The 18882-nt window shown below is 60.8% G+C and carries 15 protein-coding genes; 3 read left to right on the forward strand and 12 right to left on the reverse strand.

Features of this window, described 5'->3' with window-relative positions; genetic code table 11:
* Position 1 precedes the first annotated feature (1 nt).
* Genes BM317_RS10215 through BM317_RS10235 form a run of 5 tightly spaced genes read right to left on the reverse strand, consistent with a single transcriptional unit; the run spans position 2 to position 5769 of the window.
* Positions 2–1504: a glycoside hydrolase family 32 protein gene (locus tag BM317_RS10215; protein WP_170842264.1), complete on the reverse strand. Its 1503-nt coding sequence runs from the start codon at positions 1502–1504 to the stop codon at positions 2–4.
* On the reverse strand, positions 1501–2640 hold the full coding sequence (locus BM317_RS10220) for an ABC transporter ATP-binding protein (protein WP_092474207.1): 1140 nt from the start codon (positions 2638–2640) through the stop codon (positions 1501–1503). The genes BM317_RS10215 and BM317_RS10220 overlap by 4 nt, the downstream gene beginning before the upstream one ends.
* A gap of 31 nt (positions 2641–2671) precedes the next feature.
* Positions 2672–3514 carry a carbohydrate ABC transporter permease gene (locus BM317_RS10225; protein WP_092165535.1) on the reverse strand — a complete coding sequence of 281 codons (843 nt, stop codon included), beginning with the start codon at positions 3512–3514 and terminating at the stop codon, positions 2672–2674.
* On the reverse strand, positions 3511–4473 hold the full coding sequence (locus BM317_RS10230; RefSeq protein WP_092474209.1) for a carbohydrate ABC transporter permease: 963 nt from the start codon (positions 4471–4473) through the stop codon (positions 3511–3513). Before BM317_RS10230 ends, BM317_RS10225 begins: the two co-directional genes overlap by 4 nt.
* Before the next feature lie 21 nt (positions 4474–4494).
* A complete protein-coding gene (locus BM317_RS10235; RefSeq protein WP_092165537.1) occupies positions 4495–5769 on the reverse strand; it encodes an ABC transporter substrate-binding protein in 1275 nt (424 codons plus the stop codon).
* Positions 5770–5939: 170 nt separating this feature from the next.
* On the opposite strand from BM317_RS10235, the gene BM317_RS10240 reads away from it, so the two are divergent.
* Complete coding sequence (locus BM317_RS10240; protein ID WP_092165538.1) at positions 5940–7496, forward strand: carbohydrate porin; 1557 nt, start codon at positions 5940–5942, stop codon at positions 7494–7496.
* 113 nt (positions 7497–7609) lie between these two features.
* On the opposite strand, the gene BM317_RS10245 is transcribed toward BM317_RS10240, so the two are convergent.
* The 7 genes from BM317_RS10245 to xylA form a co-directional block, all read right to left on the reverse strand.
* Positions 7610–7885, reverse strand: a complete 276-nt coding sequence (locus BM317_RS10245) for a fructose-bisphosphate aldolase (RefSeq protein WP_092165539.1) — start codon at positions 7883–7885, stop codon at positions 7610–7612.
* A 693-nt stretch (positions 7886–8578) separates the two neighbouring features.
* Positions 8579–9718, reverse strand: coding sequence for an epoxide hydrolase family protein (locus tag BM317_RS10250; protein WP_092165540.1), 1140 nt, complete (start codon positions 9716–9718; stop codon positions 8579–8581).
* Positions 9719–9824: 106 nt separating this feature from the next.
* Positions 9825–10754, reverse strand: a complete 930-nt coding sequence (locus tag BM317_RS10255) for a hypothetical protein (RefSeq protein WP_092474211.1) — start codon at positions 10752–10754, stop codon at positions 9825–9827.
* Between the two features lie 239 nt (positions 10755–10993).
* On the reverse strand, positions 10994–12130 hold the full coding sequence (locus tag BM317_RS10260) for a sugar ABC transporter permease (RefSeq protein WP_092165544.1): 1137 nt from the start codon (positions 12128–12130) through the stop codon (positions 10994–10996).
* The gene (gene xylG / locus BM317_RS10265) at positions 12131–13687 is read right to left on the reverse strand and encodes a D-xylose ABC transporter ATP-binding protein (RefSeq protein WP_092474213.1); all 1557 of its coding nucleotides are present in this window, start codon (positions 13685–13687) and stop codon (positions 12131–12133) included. It lies immediately after the preceding gene.
* A 120-nt stretch (positions 13688–13807) separates the two neighbouring features.
* Positions 13808–14809, reverse strand: a complete 1002-nt coding sequence (xylF, locus tag BM317_RS10270; protein ID WP_092165548.1) for a D-xylose ABC transporter substrate-binding protein — start codon at positions 14807–14809, stop codon at positions 13808–13810.
* 205 nt (positions 14810–15014) lie between these two features.
* Positions 15015–16331, reverse strand: coding sequence for a xylose isomerase (gene xylA / locus BM317_RS10275; RefSeq protein WP_092474215.1), 1317 nt, complete (start codon positions 16329–16331; stop codon positions 15015–15017).
* 155 nt (positions 16332–16486) lie between these two features.
* Between xylA and BM317_RS10280 the strand changes: the two genes are divergently transcribed.
* Positions 16487–17674 carry a XylR family transcriptional regulator gene (locus tag BM317_RS10280; RefSeq protein ID WP_092165552.1) on the forward strand — a complete coding sequence of 396 codons (1188 nt, stop codon included), beginning with the start codon at positions 16487–16489 and terminating at the stop codon, positions 17672–17674.
* Between the two features lie 78 nt (positions 17675–17752).
* Positions 17753–18880 carry a saccharopine dehydrogenase family protein gene (locus BM317_RS10285; RefSeq protein WP_092165554.1) on the forward strand — a complete coding sequence of 376 codons (1128 nt, stop codon included), beginning with the start codon at positions 17753–17755 and terminating at the stop codon, positions 18878–18880.
* Positions 18881–18882: the final 2 nt, after the last annotated feature.

Raw genomic sequence — 18882 nt, forward strand, 5'->3', positions numbered from 1 at the left:
CTCACAGCCAACCCGAGGCCAGGGGCCAGGCGTTGGAAATGGCGACGCGCCCGCCAGTCCCGCTCGCCAACAGCTTCACCCCGAGGCTGTCGGGCCGCGGATAGAGGCGACTGCTGAGGCTGAAGCGGCCGCTTTGTTCAAACACCTCGATGGATGAACGATCGAGAAACACCCGCAGATACAGTTGCGTTTGCGCCTGTTCTATCGGCACGCTGCGCTGGCCGCTCACTTGCGCACCCGAGCGGCTGCGATCGAGCACCAGGCGTCGCAGTGACGCGTCGTAGTACAGCAGGGTCTGTTCCTGCTCATCGGCACTGCAGCGCAAGGCGATGCCCAACTGACCTTCGGTGCAATCGAGCAGGTCCAGATGCACATGGAGCTCCAGTCGGTCGCCACTCACTTGCGGCACCCAACGGCTGCCCGACTCGCCCCACGGCGCACTGCTCGGCAACGGCGCCTGGCGCAGCGCAACCAGTTCCCGCGCCGGAAACACGCCGAGGCGATCGCCCTGCAGTTCCAGCTCCCGTGGCAAACCGAGCATGCCGCACCAGTGATGGGCCTGGCTCGGCATCGGGCTTTCCCACATGTCCAGCCAGGCCCACACCAAGCGCCGGCCATCAGCGGCCACCAAGGTTTGCGCGGCATAGAAATCGTGGCCGTTATCCAGCTCGATGAACGGCCCGCCGCTGAAGTGCCATTGGCTGTCGAGGTGGCCAATGCGATAACCGGTCTGATACTTGTTCAGCCGTTCGTAACCCGCCGCTGGCATGCCTTGGGGGGAGTACAGCAGTACGTCGCGCCCGTCGAGGCGAAACAGGTCCGGGCATTCCCACATGTAGCCGTCGCCGTCAGTGCCCCTGGACACGTAATCGAGAAATTCCCAGGCGCGCAGGTCCGTGGAGCGGTACAGCGGCAGCAGCGGCGTGTCGCCCAGGCGCGCCCCGGCAATCAGGTACCAATAACCATCCTCCTGCCAGACCTTGGGGTCGCGAAAGTGCATGATCGCCGCTTGCGGCGCGTCCTCGATAACGGCGCCATGCTTGACGAAGTGGACGCCGTCGACACTGGTGGCCAGGCACTGGACCTGGCGGATCAGGCGTTCGTCACCCACCTCTCCCAGCCAGGTGTGTCCGGTGTAGATCAGCGCCAGGGTGTCGCCACACACCACCGCGCTACCGGAAAAACAGCCGTCGCGGTCGAAGTCGTCACCCGGTGCCAGGGCAATGGGCAGATGTTGCCAATGAACCAGGTCGGCGCTCTTGGCGTGGCCCCAGTACATCGGCCCCCATTTGGCGTCGAAGGGGTGGTGTTGGTAGAACACGTGGTACTCGCCCTGAAAAAACACCACCCCGTTAGGGTCGTTCATCCAGCCCGTTGGCGGGGCCAGATGATAGTCGGGTCGATAGTCGTGGATCAGGCGAGACAGGCCATCACGCAGGGCCTGCTGCGCATGTTCGAGAGAGGCGGGCATCGGATTGCTCAGGCTATTCAAGGATAAAGTCATAGGGCGCCCGCATGGGCCGGGCGCAGGGCGACGTCATCGGGCAGGCGGTCGATGGCGTGGCGTTTCAACGCCGTGCCGTGTGTGTCGAACACATGCAGATGGTTGATATCCAGTTGCAGTTCGACCCGATCACCCACTCGCCATCCGGCGTTGACCTCACAACGACAGACCATGGGGTCGTCCTGGCCGGTGTCGAGGTGCACATAGGTTTCACTTCCCAGGTATTCGACCCCGCTCACCACGATGCCGGCCGTTCCCTGGGCCGCCTTGAGGGCAATATGTTCCGGACGAATCCCCAGGCTCAGTTGCGCATTCGCGGCCAGGCCCGAGCTGTCGAAGGGCAAGGACGAGATGCCCAACACCAGGCTTTCAACCTGGCTGGTTTCGCCTGGCGCATGCAGGAACGCGGCAAGGAAATTCATCCTGGGTGAGCCCAGGAAACCGGCGACAAAGCGGCTGGCCGGACGCTCATAGAGTTCCCGTGGCGAGCCGACCTGCTCGATGCGGCCGCCGTTGAGCACGACAATCTTGTCGGCCAGAGTCATCGCTTCAACCTGGTCGTGGGTCACGTAGATCATGGTCGAGCCCAAGCGCCCATGCAGCCGGGCGATTTCGTTGCGCATCTGCACGCGCAGGGACGCGTCGAGGTTGGACAGTGGCTCGTCGAACAACAGAATGTCCGGCTCCCGCGCCATGGCCCGGCCCATGGCCACGCGCTGGCGTTGGCCGCCCGACAGTTCCCGTGGCTTGCGTTGCAGCAGTTTGTCCAATTGCAGGATCTGCGCGGTTTTCAGCACCCGCTCGCGCAGGCTGGTCTTTTCGGTCTTGGCCAGCTTGAGGCCAAAGCTGATGTTGTCGTAGACGCTCATGTGCGGGTACAGCGCATAGGACTGGAACACCATGCCGACGCCACGCTCGCGCGGCTCCAGGTCGTTGACCCGGCGTCCGTCGATCAGCAGGTCGCCGCCACAGATCGAATCCAGCCCGGCGATCAGCCGCAGCAGGGTCGACTTTCCACAGCCCGAAGGGCCGACGAAGACCACGAATTCGCCTGCCGAGATTTCCAGGCTGACGTCGCGAAGAATGCGTGCGCCGCCCAATTGTTTGTTCACGTTGTCCAGCTTCAACTTGATCACGATGCTGTTCCTTTTTTGTCTGTGTTGGGCCTCAACCCTTTAACGCACCGGCAGTGAGGCCGGAAACAATGCGGCGCTGGAAGATCAGCACCAGAATCACCAAGGGCACCGTGACCAGCACCGACGCCGCCATCAACAGGCCCCAAGGCAGCTCATGGGGACTGCCGCCGGAAATCAGCGCGATGGCGACTGGGACCGTGCGTTGCGAGTCGGTCAGGGTGAAGGTCAGGGCGAAGAGGAACTCGTTCCATGCGGCGATAAAGGCCAGAAGGCCGGTGGTGACCAGTGCCGGCCAGAGCAGCGGCAACAGCACGCGGGTCAGCGTGACCCAAGGTGACGCACCGTCCATGATGGCGGCCTCTTCCAGCTCATGAGGCAGTTGCCCCATGAAGGTGGTCAGCACCCAGACGGTGAAGGGCAGGGTGAAAATCGTGTAGCTCAGGATCAACGCCCAGGAGGTGTTGTACAGGCCCAGGGCACGGATCACTTCGAACAGCCCCGACAGCACCGCGACTTGGGGAAACATCGAGACGCCCAGGACCATCATCAACACCGGACCGCGTCCGCGAAATTTCACCCGGCCCAAGGCATAGGCGGCGGTCAGGCTGAGGAACAGCGCCAGCGCGACCACGCACAGCGCAACCACCAGCGAGTTGCCGATAGCCCGCAGGAACGAGGCCTGGTTGAGCACGGCGGCATAGTTGGAGAAATCGGGGTGGTCGATCCAGTAGCTCACCTGGAACAAGGCGCTGGACGGTTTCAGCGACGTTACGATGGCGTAGTAGAAAGGGAAGACCGCATACACCAGCAAGATTGCGATCAGGCACCAGAACCCGAGGCGCAACAGGGCTTTTTTCAGTAGGCGCGGGCTCATGAGCGGACCTCCAACTGACGGCGTCCGAGGTACAGATAAACCATGGCGATCACCGCGACGACCAGGAACAGCAAGGTCGAGGCGGCGCTGCCATAACCGACGTCCTGGAATTCCACCAAGTGCTGGCGTGCATAGACCGACATGCTCATGGTGCTCGACGAGTTCGAGGTCAACACATAGATGACGTCGAAGACCCGCAGGGAGTCGAGGATCCGGAAGATCGCCGCCACCAGCAAGGCCGGCATCAGCAGCGGCAGCGTGACCCGCCAGAACACGTTCACTGGGTGAATGCCATCGACCCTGGCGGCTTCGTAGCAATCGCTGGGCAGCATCTGCAAGGCTGCCAGCATCAGCAGGGTGACGAAAGGCACGGTCTTCCAGACGTCGACGATGATCACCGCCCACATCGACAGGTCCGCGTCGGCGGTCCAGGCCAGGGGCGCGTCGATCAGGCCGAGGCCGAGCATCAGGTGATTGATGATGCCGAACTGGTCGTTGAGCATCCATGACCAGATCTTTGCGGAGACGATGGTCGGGATCGCCCAGGGAATCAGGATCAGCGCCCGCACCAGGGCGCGTCCGCTGAACCGGACGTTGAGCAGCAACGCCACCAGCAGCCCCAGGACGATTTCCAGCCCCACCGACACCACGGTGAAATGCAAGGTGTTGCGCACCGCATTCCACCACTGTGGATCGACGAGCAGGCCTGACCAACCGGCACTGCTGTGGAACAGATAATTGCTCAAGCCGACAAAGGTTGCATCCCCCGTATCGGCGAGGCTGGCGTCGGTCAGGCTGAACCAGAATGTACGCAACAGCGGCCAGGCCGCCACCAGCGCCAGGCACAGCAGCATCGGGGTCAGGAACAGCCAGGCGGCGCGAACGCGACGGCGTTGTACCGGCGTTTCCCGGGCGGACAGGTACTCGTCGTCGGGGACGAGTGTGGTGGAGACAGACATGGTGATTTCCTTCCTTGTGGCTTACCAGTTCCGGCGTTTGATCCGCGTGAGTTCGCTTTCCAGCTCGGCCAGGGCCTGATCCACCGGTCGCTCGCCCGCCAGCACGCCGTGCACTTGATCGAAGAAGGCATTGGAGACCCGTGGATAGCGGTCGGCGGTGATCGAGGCGGGACGCATGACCCCATCGTTGAGAATGCTGTGCAGTTGGCTGTAGTAAGGCATGGCCGCGAGCAACTCGGGATCCTGGTAGAGCGACTCGATCACCGGGTTGTAGGCGCCGACCAGGGCACGATGTTTCTGTTGTTGGGCGCTGCTCAGGTAGCTCACCAGCTCCGCGGCAAGCTTGGGGTTGGCGCTGTAACGCGACACCGCCAAGCCCCAGCCGCCGAGGGTGGACGCATGAGTGCCCATCGCGCCGCCGCGGGGCAGGGGTGCGACGCCGACCTTGTCTTTGACGGCGCTGTCCTGGCTTTGCACCAGGGCCCAGACATAGGGCCAGTTACGCATGAACAGCGCATTGCCCGACTGGAAGACGCCGCGTCCTTCTTCCTCGGTGTAATTGAGCACGCCACGGGGGGCGATGTCTCCTACCCAGCTTTTGGCCAGGGTCAATGCGGCCCTTGAGGCCTGGCTGTTGACCACGATGTCGCCTTGGGCGTTGACCAGCCCGCCTTGCGGTTGGCTGCTGATCCACTCCAGGGCATTGCACGTCAGGCCTTCGTAGGCGCGTCCTTGGAATATATAACCCCAGGCATTGGCGTTCCCGGCAGCGCGCTCCGCCTGCTGGACAGTCCTGGCGGTGGCCGTCATTTCTTCCCAGGTCTGGGGCACGGGCTTGTTGTATTTCTCGAGCAAGTCCTTGCGGTAATACAGCAACCCCGAATCGGTGAACCACGGCATGGTCACCAGGCGCCCGTTCACCGTGGCGTTATCCACCTGGGCCTGGAAATACCCCTGGGTGGCGTCGGCCGCAAGCACCTGGCGCAAGTCCAGCAAGTGTTTGGCCAACATTCCCGGCCACACCATGTCGATCTGGATGATGTCGATGTCGCTGGATTGCGCACTGAGGATCTGTTGGTAGAACGACAACCGCTCGGTCGCCGAGTTAGGTGTGGAAACCACTTCGACACTGTTGCCGGTCTGCTTCGACCACGCTTCGACGGCCTCTTTGCACAGTTGCAATTCGGCACCCACGGCACCACAGGAAATCGTCAGGTTGGCGGCAGTCGACAGGGCTGGAAACCCGACGCAAAGGCCGAGCAGCGCCGCTGGAAGGAGCGATTTGAGCTGTTTCATAAAGCCCTCTTTATTTTTGTTTTTAGAAAAGTTAACGTTAACATCGCCAAATGTAGCAGCGTATTTGCGATGAGGCATCCTTTTTTTCCTCTGCTTTGACAATTCAGAACCTGGGCGGAAAAGGCTGGTCGCGGCAACAGAACAATAAAAACAAAACAGGGAAAATCCACATGCAGAAAGCATCAAGCTGGCTACTCGCAAGCGTGCTCGGCGCCTCGGCGGCCAACTCTCAGGCCGCGACTCTGGAAGAGCGTATGGCGGCGTTCGAAGCCCGTGCCAGCGCAGCGGAAAAGCGTGCAGCCGCCGCCGAACAACAAACCCAGGCACTCGCCAGGGAACTGCAGCAAATCAAACTCGCCACCCCCGCCGCGCAACCGACCGTGCCCGCCGTTGCGACACCCACGCTCGATGCCCGCCTGGCAAAACTCGAAGCCCGCCAGCAAAGCACGGAAAAGCAGGGCGGTAGCGCGCACCTCACTGACGGCTTCAGCTTCAAGGGCTACGCCCGCTCCGGGTTGCTGATCAACGATGGGTTGGGTGGCGGGCGTGGCGGTCCGTACACCACCCCGGCCGGTTCTGTCGGCGGTGCCGTGGGGCGACTCGGTAACGAGGACGACACCTACATGCGCATCGACCTGTCGAAAGAGCTGTACGCGCAGAACGGCACCCGCTCCAAATTCACGGTGTCCATCGCCGATGGCGTAGAAAGCTCCAACGACTGGACTGCCGAGGAAAGCAATCTGAACGTGCGCCAGGTGTTCACCGAGCTCGATCACCTCGCGGCATTCAAGGGCAACTCGATGTTCGAACATTCCACCTTGTGGGCTGGCAAGCGCTTCGACAGGGACAATTTCGACATCCACTGGCTGGACTCCGACGTGGTCTATCTGGCCGGCACCGGGGGTGGCATCTACGACGTGCAGATGACCAAGGACTGGCGCTCGAACTACTCGTTGATCGGGCGTAACTACGGGGATTTCAGTGAGGGCGGGGTCAATGCCGATGTGGAAAGCTATATCCTGACGTCCAACCAGTTTTTCGACGGCGGGCAGTGGCAGTGGATGTTCAACGCCATAGGCTCGAAGAAAAACGACTTCGGCACTCGCACCAATGAAGCGGGACTGGCGCCGGCCGATTCCGGTTTGCACAGCATGGTCGCCAATCACCAGAAAACCTTCTTCGGTCGCGAAGGCTTCTTCAAGACAGCGCTGCTCTATGGGCAGGGGTTGGGGGCTGAAGTCAAGAACGTCGGCGCCGATGGCGAATTGATCGACGATGCCCAGGCCCTGCGTGTGGCGCTGTACGGCGAAACGCCCCTGGCCTCCGACTGGCGCATTGGCCCGAGCCTGCTGGCCGAGCGAAGCAAGGATCGCTACGTCAAGGGCGACGACTACCGTTGGATGACCCTGAACGTGCGCTTGGCCAACGAAATCAACAGCAATTTCGAGATGGCCTACGAGATGAGTTGGCAAACCATGCAGCTCGACCCCAAGGGCTACCTGCAACGCAATGCGGTTGACGGTAACTTCTGGAAGTTCACGGTGGCCCCGACCTTCAAACCCGACTTGGGCGATCTGCTTACGCGCCCTGAACTGCGTCTGTTCGCCAGTGTCATGAACTGGTCGTCGGACCTGGACAGGTACAGCTCCACAGACGCCTTCGGCAAGACGGACTTTAACGCCGGTGGCACCTGGCAGTACGGCCTCCAGATGGAAACCTGGTTCTGACACCAGCCAGTCGAGACCTGTGGGAGCGGGCTTGCTCGCGATAGCGGTGGATCAGCCTGGACAGGTGTTGGATGTGCCGCTGCCATCGCGAGCAGGCTCGCTCCCACAATGGCTCAGCCTTCGAGCCCGCGCTGCTCGATCACGCCGAACACATCTGCCACATCCTGCACCAGGATCCGAGCGACATTGGTGATGGTGTTGATGTCGCTCGTTGCCGAGTCGCTCAGGCTGGTGCAGGCCACAAGCGTCAGGTAATCGAGCGTCGCGTGCAGGCGTTCGCTGGCACAGGCATGGCGTTCGGGCAGTGGGGCGTGGGTGTCGATCAGCAGGACGGGGTGGGTGGTGGCGGTTTGGGTGAGAGGTGTGAAACGTTGATCGCGTTGATTCATGGCAAAAGTTACTCATTCTTCGTATCAAGAAAAAGCTACTTCGATCCGCTGCGAAACGAATGGGTGGTAGCTGCGCGTGGGTTCGCAGACCGAGGATACGAAGGAACCCGGCAGACCCGAAGATCTCCCACACACAGCCACCATACAATGACGTCGAACGCCAAAGGCGCTCATTGTCACTTTTATGATGCTTGGTTGCTACCGTATCTGTCGGGCTGCGAAACCCAGCCACTGACCAAAGCCAGCGACGAACCCAACTATAGAAGTCGATCCCTGTACCCACAACCGACCTGTAGGACGCCCCCGCACCCCCGTGACGAGGGAGCTTGCTCCCGTTCGGTGGCGCAGCCGCCGTAAACCCGGCGCCGGCGGTCTGTCTGGCGAAACGCGGCGGCCGGTTGGGGTCGCTTCGCAGCCCAGCGGGAGCAAGCTCCCTCGCCACAGGGTGTAAATTCCTACGAGATTTTAGGACGGCCAATCACCGTCACTGCGCATATCTAGAGGCTAACTCACATTCCTATTTGGACAGGTGACATGGTTCCCTGTGGCGAGGGGATTTATCCCCGCTCGGCTGCGCAGCAGTCGTAAACCGGCCAACGCGGTTCACCTGTTGCAGCGCGGTGCCTGGTTTTGGGGCTGCTTCGCAGCCCAGCGGGGATAAATCCCCTCGCCACATGGAGGCACAGGAGCCCTCTAACGACAGCCGCGGAAAAACGCCCTGATATCCTCCGCCAACAACTCCGGCTGTTCCAACGCAGCAAAGTGACCACCCCGAGGCATCACGGTCCAGCGTTTCACCTCGCAGCAACGTTCCACCCAGCTCCGTGGTGGCATGGGCAGTTCCTTGGGAAACAGCGCGACTCCAACTGGTGGCTTCAAACGTTCGCCGCTGTTGAACAGCAATGGCCGCTTGCTGCCTTCCACATACTGACGAAACGACGAGCCGATACAGTGCGTCAGCCAGTACAGCGTCACATTGGTCAGTAACCATTCACGATCGATGGCGGGGCTGTCATCACACCAGGACAGGATCTTTTCCCCCATCCACGCCAATAGCCCCGCCGGGGAGTCATTCAGGCCCACCGCCAAGCTCTGCGGTTTGGTTCGCTGAATGTGCCCATAGGCGCCTTCGGCATCGGCAAATGCCGCCGCGCGTTGCAGGAAGGCCGTTTCTGCCTCGGTCGGCGCTGGCTCGTTTTCGCCAAGGGGAGGGCGATAGGAACCCGGAATATAGTTGAGGTGAATGCCCGTCACCCGCTCGGGAAAACGCACGCCCAACCACGTCGACACACCCGCGCCAATGTCCCCGCCCTGGACGCCGAACCGTTCATAACCCAGCCCGCTCATCAACTCACTCCACAAGCCCGCCACTTCATAGGGCCCCATGCCGGATTGCTGGAATGGTGTGGAAAAGGTGTAGCCGGGCAGCGACGGCACCATCACATCGAAGGCGTCCGCAGGATCACCCCCATGGCTGGCCGGGTCCGTCAGCAGCGGGATGATGCGCTGCATTTCGATGAACGAGCCGGGCCAGCCATGGGTAAGGATCAACGGTCTCGGACTCGGCCCGACACCCCGTTGATGAATGAAGTGCACCCTTTGCCCACCGATGTCGGCAACAAATTGCGGCAAGCGATTCAACGCTGCTTCCTGAGCGCGCCAATCGAACGTGTCCGACCAATAGGCAAGCAGTTCCCGAAGCACCTCCATGTCCATGCCTTCGCGCCAACCTTGCCCGGCCAGCGGTTCCGGTAACCGGGTGTGCTTCAGGCGGTGCCGCAGGTCTTCAAGGGCGTGTTCGGGGATGTCGATGGAGAAGGGTTTGATGAGCATGACTACGTCTCAAACTGCCGGGTTCACGACATTCTATGGGGCTGGGGCCGGGTTGCATCGGTCAGTTTGCTCGGCCTTGAGCAACGTAGGCAGAGACAGAATGCTTTTAGAACGGAATCCAATCGGTCTGGAGCATCTGCTCGCCGTCCAGGGTCAGGAAGCATTGGGTAAACATCGTTGCATTGGGGGCAACCGTATTTGGGACTTCCAAATCAGCCCAAGGGATTACCAATTGAATTTGTACGTTCTCTATTTGCTTGGCAGGAACCGTTTTGCTGCCGATGGTCACATAGCCATTCGGGTCGTTGTATTTGTTTTGGCTGTCGAGGATATAGGTGCTCTTATCCGTAGCGAAATAACACGCGATACCTCCCACTCTGCCCTCCATGAAGGCCAAATCGGCGCGACCCAATATCTGGAGTTCGGGCTTGCCGGAAGCGTCCTTCGCCCGGCGCGTATATAGATCATGGAAAAACAAGGATGGCTTTGGTGGATTAGATGAGGCGGTACCTGGATTACTAAAGTCGAAGCCTACCGAATTGTCCTGTGGCTCCCATTGAACGGTCCTGCCGTCCAAATCTGAAAAGCTCAGCCCAGAACCTGACGGAGTTACGGCGTTGGCCTTTTGCTTCGGTTTCCCTGAGTTGGCTTCTACAGCAGGCGGCTTCGTCCCCGCATAAGCAGCGTCAGCCAGGACTTTGATTTGTCTCTCGATAAAGTCTGGAGCACATGTAACGACGTCCCCGGTAGCCCAGACACAAACACCTTGAGCCAAGCGTAGACGTAGCTGTCCAGTTTTGACCGTGATACCTCCCATCTTAATCATCAAGCTGTCGTCACCGAGTTTGATTTGGTCTGCCCCGGAGGAAATTTTGATGTATTCCTTCAAAACGATGGGGCGCTTCCCTTGAATAGTGGGGACCGCCTCGTTCTTGATCCACTTGAAGATGCCGGCTTGGGCATCACCTACCACAGAAAACGTCGCGAGCATCCAGAATATTACAGCCCTGTTGCCGATAGGCTTTCCACGTCTCATTGAAATTCCTTTTCGTAAATAGGAGTGTTGAGTCACTGCCGGCGCGGTACATGGATGCATCAAAGTCACTCCATGAATGCACAGGGAAAGGCATAGCGCCATTATTTTCGGGCGTGGGGTACGAGTTCCTGTTTGCTCAGCGGAAAGAGAGGTAGATTTGGTTTCCTATGCTTTGGATTGCGTTGGACAACTAGACTGCCCAACAGCAAAGTGTCTCAAATTACAGTTGCGTGTTCAGATCAACGCCGCCCCGTCCGTGTACTCACATCCACCCACACCGCCAGCACCAGAATGCTGCCTTTGACGATCATCTGCCAATAACTGTCGACATCGAGCATCGACATGCCGTTGTCCAGGCTGGTGATCACCAGCGCGCCGAGGAGGGCGCCGTAGACGGTGCCGGAACCGCCGCGCATGGAGGTGCCGCCGATGAAGCAGGCGGCGATGGCGTCGAGTTCGCCCATGTTGCCGGCCGAGGGTGAGCCGGCGGCCAGGCGTGCGGTGTTGACCACGCCGGCGAGGGCGCACATCACGCCCATGATGCCGAAGATCCACAGCTTCACCGCTTGCACGTTGATGCCGGACAGGCGCGTGGCTTCCATGTTGCTGCCCACCGAATAGACCCGCCGGCCGAACACGGTCTGGCTGGTGACGTAGCTGAACACCCCCAGCAGGATCAGCAGGAGCAGCACCGGTACCGGGATGCCGTCGTAGCTGTTGAGGGTATAGACGAACCCGGCCAGCACCGCGCCGATCACCACCACGCGCAATACGTCACGCACCAGGGAGTGAGCCGCCAAGCCATGGAGGGCGCGGTTGCGCCGCTGTTTCCAGGTCAGGAACAGGGTCAGGGCGAACAGCAGGATGCCAAGCCCGGTCCCGACCGTGTGCGGCAAATAACCTTGGCCGACGTAGACCAGTTCCGGTGACACCGGGGCGATGGTGGTGCCGCCGGTCACTCCCAGCAGGATGCCGCGAAACGCGAGCATGCCACCCAGTCCGACAATGAACGACGGAATGCGCAGGTAGGCGGTCATGTAGCCGTTGCCCAAGCCAATCACCAAACCGCACAAGGCCACTAGGCTCAAGTTCGCCAGCAGCGGGATGTGATAAACCACATCGAGGATCGCCGCCAGGCCCCCCAGCAGTCCAAGTAGCGAGCCCACCGACAGGTCGATCTCGCCGCTGATGATCACCAGCACCATGCCGCAGGCAAGAATCCCGGTGATGGACATCTGCCGCAGTAGGTTAGAGAGGTTGCGCGGGGTCACGAACCCGCCGTCGGTCTGCCAACTGAAGAACAGCCAGATGATCGCCACGGCGATCACCAGGGCGAGCATTTTGTAGCGGGAAAACAGCTGTTTGACCTGATTCATCTACGCGGACTTCCGATCATTATTGTTATGGCCGTCGGGATGGCTGAGTGCGGCGACGAGCACTTGTTCCTGGGTAAGTTCGTGGTTGATGAAGTCGCCGCGCAACTGGCCGTCGCCGATTACCAGGACGCGGTCAGAGACTCCCAGCACTTCGGCCAGCTCCGACGAAACCATGATGATCGACACGCCCTCGGCCGCCAGCGCGCCCATCAATTTGTAGATCTCATACTTGGCACCGACATCCACGCCGCGGGTCGGTTCGTCGAGGATCAGCACGCGGGGTTTGGTCAGCAGCATCTTCGCCAGCACGGCTTTTTGCTGGTTGCCGCCGGAGAGGCTGGTGATCGGCAGGAACGGGCTCGCGGTCTTGAGGTGCATGCGCGCGATTTCCTTGTCGATACTGCCCAGTTCGGCTTCGGCGTCGATGCGGGTCAGTTTCGAGTAGTTGTCCAGCACCGCCAGGGTGATGTTCTGGCCCACCCCCAGGTCCGGGATGATGCCTTGGCGCTTGCGGTCTTCGGGGACCATGCACAGGCCGGCGCGGATCGACTTGAGGGGCGTGCGCGTGTCGATTTGCTGGCCGTTGAGCCAGACTTCGCCCTCGTAGCGACCGGGGTAGGCGCCGAACAGCGCCGAGACCAGTTCCGTACGACCGGCGCCGACCAGTCCGGCGATGCCAAGGATTTCCCCGCGCTTGAGGACGAAGGAAATATCGTCGACCCGTTTGCGCTTGGGGTTGTCGACGTCGTAGCAGGTGACGTGGCGCGCCTCGAAAATCACCTCGCCGATGTCATGGGGTTCGGTGGGGTAGAGGTTGCTCATTTCCCGTCCGACCATCTGGGTGATGATCTTCGGGATGTCCATGTCGGTCATGGCGGTGGTGGCGATGTGTTTGCCGTCGCGGATCACCGAAATGGTGTCGCACACGGCGGCCACTTCATCGAGTTTGTGGGAGATGTACACGCAGGCAACGCCCTTGGCCTTGAGGTCGCGGATGATGTCCAGCAGCACCTCGATTTCCGAGCGGGTCAGGGCCGAGGAGGGCTCATCGAGGATCAGCAGCCGTGCCTGCTTGTTCAGTGCCTTGGCGATCTCCACCAATTGCTGGTAGCCACCGCCGTACTGGGAAACCGGCAGCGACACGTTCATGTCCGGGACTTTGAGTTCACGCATCAGGGCTTCGGCACGGTGGATCATCGCCGGGTAGTTCATGCGTCCGCCGGGCAGCGTCAGCTCGTGGCCCATGAAGATGTTTTCCGCCACCGACAGGTCGGGGACGAGGGTCAGTTCCTGGTGAATGATGACGATCCCGGCTGCTTCGGTTTCGCTGATGGACTGCGCCTTGAGCGGCTGGCCGGCCCAAATGATCTCGCCTTCCCAGGTGCCGTAGGGGTAGACCGCCGACAACACTTTCATCAACGTGGATTTGCCCGCGCCGTTTTCACCGCACAGGCCGACGCACTCCCCGGGCCTGACCTTGATGTCGATGCCGTTCAGGGCTTTGACACCGCCAAAGGTTTTGACGATGCCGTTCATTTGCAGCAGGTAATCGGACATGGCGAAGGCTCGTGAAAAAGGGCTCACACAGAGGCAGGAACCCTGAAGTCAATCAGCCCCTGTGGGAGCGAGCAAGCTCGCTCCCACGGGACTTTGCTTAACCCAGGACGTGCACCCAGGTCACTGCCCGGCGATCTGCGCCTTGGTATAGAACCCGTCTTTTTCCAGCAGGTCGATGTTGTCCTTGGTCAACGGCGTGGGGGTGAGCAGGATGGTGTCGACTTTCTTGCTGCCATTGTCGTATTGCGAGCTGAAGGCCGGTTTCTCGTTACGCGCCAGTTGCACCGAAAGCTTGGCGGCTTCGGAAGCGATCAGTTTCAGTGGCTTGTAGACGGTCATGGTCTGGGTGCCATCGATCACGCGCTTGACCGCCGCGAGGTCGGCGTCCTGGCCCGAGATCGGCACCTTGCCGGCCATTTTCTGCGCGGCCAGGGCCTGGATGGCGCCGCCGGCGGTGGCGTCGTTGGAGGCGACGATGCCATCGATCTTGTTGTTGTTCCGGGTCAGGGCGTTTTCCACGATGCTCAAGGCTTCGGTGGGGTTCCATTCCTTCACCCACTGCTGGCCGACAATCTTGATGTCACCCTTGTCGATGGCCGGTTGCAGCACCTTCATCTGGCCTTCGCGCAAGACCTTGGCGTTGTTGTCCGTGGGCGCGCCGCCGAGCAGGAAGTAATTGCCCTTGGGCGCGGCTTTGAGCACGCCACTGGCCTGCATCTCGCCGACTTTTTCGTTATCGAATGAAATGTAGGCGTCGATATCGGCATTGAGGATCAATCGATCGTAGGACACGACCTTAATCCCGGCCTTCTTGGCTTCGGCGACGGCGTTGGTCAGCACGGTGGCGTTGAACGGCACGATGACGATCACATCGACGCCACGGGAGATCAGGTTTTCGATCTGCGAGATCTGCTTCTGCTCGTTGGCATCGGCAGACTGGACGAAGACCTTGGCGTCGAGTTTTTCCGCCGCTGCGACGAAGTAGTCACGGTCCCGCGACCAGCGTTCCAGGCGCAGGTCATCGATGGAGAAACCGATTTTCGGATGGGCCGCATCGGCCATGACCGGAAGCGAGAGCAGGGCGAGGGCGCCGGCGAGCAGGGTACGTTTGAATGTTTTCATGTAGTGCGTCCTTTTATTGTTGTTTGAAAGACACTGCCTGACGATGAGCGTGATACCGGGTAGAACTGTAGAGCGTTGCGAGGCGCCGTGGGCACAGATTTGTCGCGAGAATGTAACGGCCTCTTTGGTGGGGCAGACAAATCAGTTTGTTCTTCCGGGGGGCTGCTTCGCAGCCCAGCGGGGATAAATCCCCTCGCCACATTTGTCAGGGGTAGATAAACCGATTGACCACGTTCTCGAGCATTTCCTGGCGACCGCTGACAGCCTGGGGATTGAGCTCGTTGGCAAAGGCGTGCTCGGCCAGTGATTCAAGGCTGAAGTCGCCGGCCAGCACCGCCTTGCCAAACGGTTGCTGCCAGCCTGCGTAGCGCTGGTCCTTGAACTGTTGCAACTGATCGTTCTGGACCATGGCTGCCGCGCGCTCCAGGGCGAGGGCGAGGACGTCCATGGCGGCGACATGGCCGTGGAACAGGTCGATCTCGTCCAGGCTCTGGCGCCGGACCTTGGAATCGAAGTTGAACCCGCCATTGCCGAACCCGCCAGCCTTGAGGATTTCGTAGGTGGCCAGGGTCATTTCTTCGACGCTGTTGGGGAACTGGTCGGTGTCCCAGCCGTTTTGCGGGTCGCCGCGGTTGGCGTCGATGCTGCCGAAGATCCCCAGGGAGACGGCTGTGGCGATCTCGTGGTGGAAGCTGTGCCCGGCGAGGGTGGCGTGGTTGGCTTCGATGTTGACCTTGATCTCGTTTTCCAGGCCGAACTGCTGCAGGAAGCCGAACACCGTGGCGCTGTCGTAATCGTACTGGTGCTTGGTCGGCTCCTGGGGCTTGGGTTCGATCAGCAGGTCGCCTTTGAAGCCGATCTTGTGCTTGTGCTCGACCACCATGCGCATGAACCGGCCCAGTTGCTCGCGCTCGTGTTTCAAATCGGTATTGAGCAGGGTTTCGTAGCCTTCGCGACCGCCCCACAGTACGTAGTTGGCGCCTTTGAGGCGTTGGGTGGCGTTCATGGCGCTGAACACTTGGGCGGCGGCGCAGGCGAACACTTCCGGATCGGGGTTGCTGGCCGCGCCTGCGGCAAAGCGCGGGTTGCTGAAGCAGTTGGCGGTGCCCCACAGCAGCTTGATCCCGGTCTGCTCCTGATGGCGTTCCAGGTGGTCGATCATCTGGGCGAAGTGGTTGCGGTACTCCTTGAGCGAGCTACCCTCCGGGGCGACATCGGTGTCGTGGAAGCAGTAGTAGTCGATGCCCAGCTTGGAGAAGAACTCGAAGGCCGCTTCGGCCTTGCCGATGGCCACTTCCATCGGATCCCCGGCATGTTGCCATGGGCGCTTGAACGTGCCGGCACCGAACACATCCGACCCCGGCCAGACGAAGGTGTGCCAGTAGCAGACCGCCATGCGCAGGTGTTCGCGCATGGGTTTGCCGAGCACCAGTTTGTTGGCGTCGTAGTGACGGAAGGCAAGCGGCGAATCGCTGGCGGGGCCCTCGTAGCGAATCTTGTCGACACCGGGGAAGTACGGCATGTGCGGGTTTCCTTTTTATTCTTGGCGGTGTCTCGATACTAACGCCGGCCCCGTGGCTGCTGATTATGAAAATCACCAACGGGCAGTTCGATTTTGAGTATTGAGATTCACCGGCCGCGCGCCTAGTCTGTGTCCACCGGCACAGGGTTAAACCAATGAAAACCGTCCCGCCCGTTCACCGCATCGCGCTGTTGTTCAACGGCAGCAAGATCTACGACCGCGGCATCATCAGCGGTATCGGCAACTACTTGAGCAGCACGCGTGCGTCCTGGGACTTGTTTCTCGAGGAGGATTTTCTCTGCCGCTTGAAAGGCATCGAGCGCTGGCAGGGCGACGGGATCATTGCCGACTTCGACGACCCGCTGATCGGCGAGGCGCTGGCCGGGATCAAGCTACCGGTGGTGGCGGTGGGCGGTTCCTATCAGGATGAACGCGCCTACCCGAAGGGCATCCCCTATGTCGCCACCGACAATGACGCGTTGATGAGGTTGGCCTACGAACACTTGATCGAGGCCGGGCTGACCCGCTTCGCCTGTTTCAGCCTGCCTGAAGCACAAGCTAATCGCTGGGCCCAGGAACGGGAGAAGGCCTTTCGTCGGCTGGTGCAGCGCGACGGCCTGCCGGCCGAGGTCTATCGCGGCATGGGTACCAGCGCACCGCTCTGGGACAGCGCCGTCGAACAGCAGATCGCCTGGCTGCAAAGCCTGCCCAAGCCCATCGGCATCATCGCCGTCAGCGACGCCCGCGCCCGGCAACTGCTGCAAGCCTGCCTGACCGCCGGGATCGCCGTGCCGGAGCAAGTGGCGTTGATCGGTATCGACAACGACCCGCTGACCCGCAGCCTGACGCGGGTGCCGTTGAGCTCGGTGATCCAGGGCACCGAGACCATGGGCCGGACCGCCGCACGCCTGCTCCACCAAATGCTGCACGGCATGCCGTCCACGGGTACGCAGACTCTGATCCCACCTGAGGCGATCAATGTGCAGGTGTCGAGCCTGCATCAACCGTTGGGAAACCCTTATGTCATGCAGGCACTGCTCTTCATCCGCCAATACGCCTGCCAGGGCATCAAGACGGCCCAGGTGGCGGCTTATGTAGGCATATCGCGCTCATCGCTGGAAGCGCATTTTCGCAAGGAGCGGGGCTGCAGCGTCCACGATGAAATCCTGCGCTTCAAACTGACCGCCGCAGCCAACGGGCTGGAAAATACCGACGCGCCGATTGCCGACATCGCCCAGAATTGCGGCTTCAAATCGGCGCAATACCTGCACACGGTGTTTCGCCGCGAATTCGGCTGCACGCCCCGGGAGTATCAGCAGGGGGCAAGTGCGGCAACCCAATGACCTGCCACAAGGGGTACACCACCGCGTCGTCCTTGTGGCAAGGTTGCGGGCTTCATCGAATATTTAGGGACGGATGGAATGACGCTCAGGGTCATGGTGGTCGGTGGGTATGGAAATTTCGGCAGTATCGTTTCCAGGCACCTGGTGGTGATGCCAGGCGTACAGCTGGTGATTTCGGGGCGCGACGCCCAAAAACTGCAGCGCAAAGTCGATGAGTTGAACGCCCGATCGGGCACGGTATGTGAAAGTTGGTGCGGCGACGCCATGGGCCCAGGCTTCAAATCTGTCCTTGGCTTGATGAACATCCAATGGGTCATCCATACCGGCGGCCCCTTTCAAGGGCAATCCTATGCCGTCGCCGAGAGCTGCATCGACGCCGGCGTGAATTACTGCGACTTGTCGGATAGCAGAGCCTTCGTCACCGGCATTGGCGCACTCGACACCCGGGCAAAACAGGCAGGCGTGGCGATCCTCAGTGGTTGCAGCTCAGTGCCGACGCTCTCGGCCGCCCTCATCGATCAGCAGCGGCATCGCTTTAAACGCATCGACACGATCGAGCATGGTATTTCCTCTTCGGCCAAAATGCCGGGGTTGTCCACCGTCGAAGGCGTTCTCGCCTATGCGGGTAAGCCGATCAGGCAACTCAGGAATGGCCGGGTGCATGAGGTTCTGGGATGGCAGGACCTGACGCTTCGCAGAATGCGCTACATGGGCACCCGGGTACTGGCCAATGTCGACGTGCCGGACATGGATATCTTCGCCAGCCGCTATGGTGCCCAGAACCTGAGCTTCAAGGCCGGCGCAGGCCTGAAGCTCGGCGGTATTGCCAACTACATGCTGGCCCAGGCAATGAGGATGGGGCTGGTGCACGACCATCTCCCTTGGGCGGCCAGGCTTCATCGGTGGGGGCTCTGGTTCGAACGATTTGGCGATGGCAAAAGCGCAATGTACATCGATGTCCATGGCATCGGTGCCGATGGCGAGCCGCTGTCGTTGAACGTGCAGCTCACCGCCATGAACGACAAAGGGCCGGAAATTCCCAGCTGTGCAGCCGTTGCCTTGGCGGCAAAAGTTGCCCAAGGGTATCTGCCCGAACCCGGCGCTCGGGCCTGTGTGGGTGAAATCACCGTCGACGAATACATGGCCGCCATCAACGATCCGCAAAACCTCAGCCTGTCCGTGCATTTCTCTGACGGGCAGGGTTGACC

This window comes from Pseudomonas sp. NFACC24-1, from assembly GCF_900115235.1.
Classification (GTDB): Bacteria; Pseudomonadota; Gammaproteobacteria; order Pseudomonadales; family Pseudomonadaceae; genus Aquipseudomonas; species Aquipseudomonas fluorescens_AA.

What these genes read in the sequence shown, in the direction of transcription:
- BM317_RS10215 (WP_170842264.1), bottom strand. Translation starts at nt 1,504, where the DNA reads ATGACTTTATCCTTGAATAGCCTGAGCAATCCGATGCCCGCCTCTCTC.
- BM317_RS10225 (WP_092165535.1), bottom strand. Translation starts at nt 3,514, where the DNA reads ATGAGCCCGCGCCTACTGAAAAAAGCCCTGTTGCGCCTCGGGTTCTGG.
- BM317_RS10230 (WP_092474209.1), bottom strand. Translation starts at nt 4,473, where the DNA reads ATGTCTGTCTCCACCACACTCGTCCCCGACGACGAGTACCTGTCCGCC.
- BM317_RS10235 (WP_092165537.1), bottom strand. Translation starts at nt 5,769, where the DNA reads ATGAAACAGCTCAAATCGCTCCTTCCAGCGGCGCTGCTCGGCCTTTGC.
- BM317_RS10240 (WP_092165538.1), top strand. Translation starts at nt 5,940, where the DNA reads ATGCAGAAAGCATCAAGCTGGCTACTCGCAAGCGTGCTCGGCGCCTCG.
- BM317_RS10245 (WP_092165539.1), bottom strand. Translation starts at nt 7,885, where the DNA reads ATGAATCAACGCGATCAACGTTTCACACCTCTCACCCAAACCGCCACC.
- BM317_RS10250 (WP_092165540.1), bottom strand. Translation starts at nt 9,718, where the DNA reads ATGCTCATCAAACCCTTCTCCATCGACATCCCCGAACACGCCCTTGAA.
- BM317_RS10255 (WP_092474211.1), bottom strand. Translation starts at nt 10,754, where the DNA reads ATGAGACGTGGAAAGCCTATCGGCAACAGGGCTGTAATATTCTGGATG.
- BM317_RS10260 (WP_092165544.1), bottom strand. Translation starts at nt 12,130, where the DNA reads ATGAATCAGGTCAAACAGCTGTTTTCCCGCTACAAAATGCTCGCCCTG.
- xylG (WP_092474213.1), bottom strand. Translation starts at nt 13,687, where the DNA reads ATGTCCGATTACCTGCTGCAAATGAACGGCATCGTCAAAACCTTTGGC.
- xylF (WP_092165548.1), bottom strand. Translation starts at nt 14,809, where the DNA reads ATGAAAACATTCAAACGTACCCTGCTCGCCGGCGCCCTCGCCCTGCTC.
- xylA (WP_092474215.1), bottom strand. Translation starts at nt 16,331, where the DNA reads ATGCCGTACTTCCCCGGTGTCGACAAGATTCGCTACGAGGGCCCCGCC.
- BM317_RS10280 (WP_092165552.1), top strand. Translation starts at nt 16,487, where the DNA reads ATGAAAACCGTCCCGCCCGTTCACCGCATCGCGCTGTTGTTCAACGGC.
- BM317_RS10285 (WP_092165554.1), top strand. Translation starts at nt 17,753, where the DNA reads ATGACGCTCAGGGTCATGGTGGTCGGTGGGTATGGAAATTTCGGCAGT.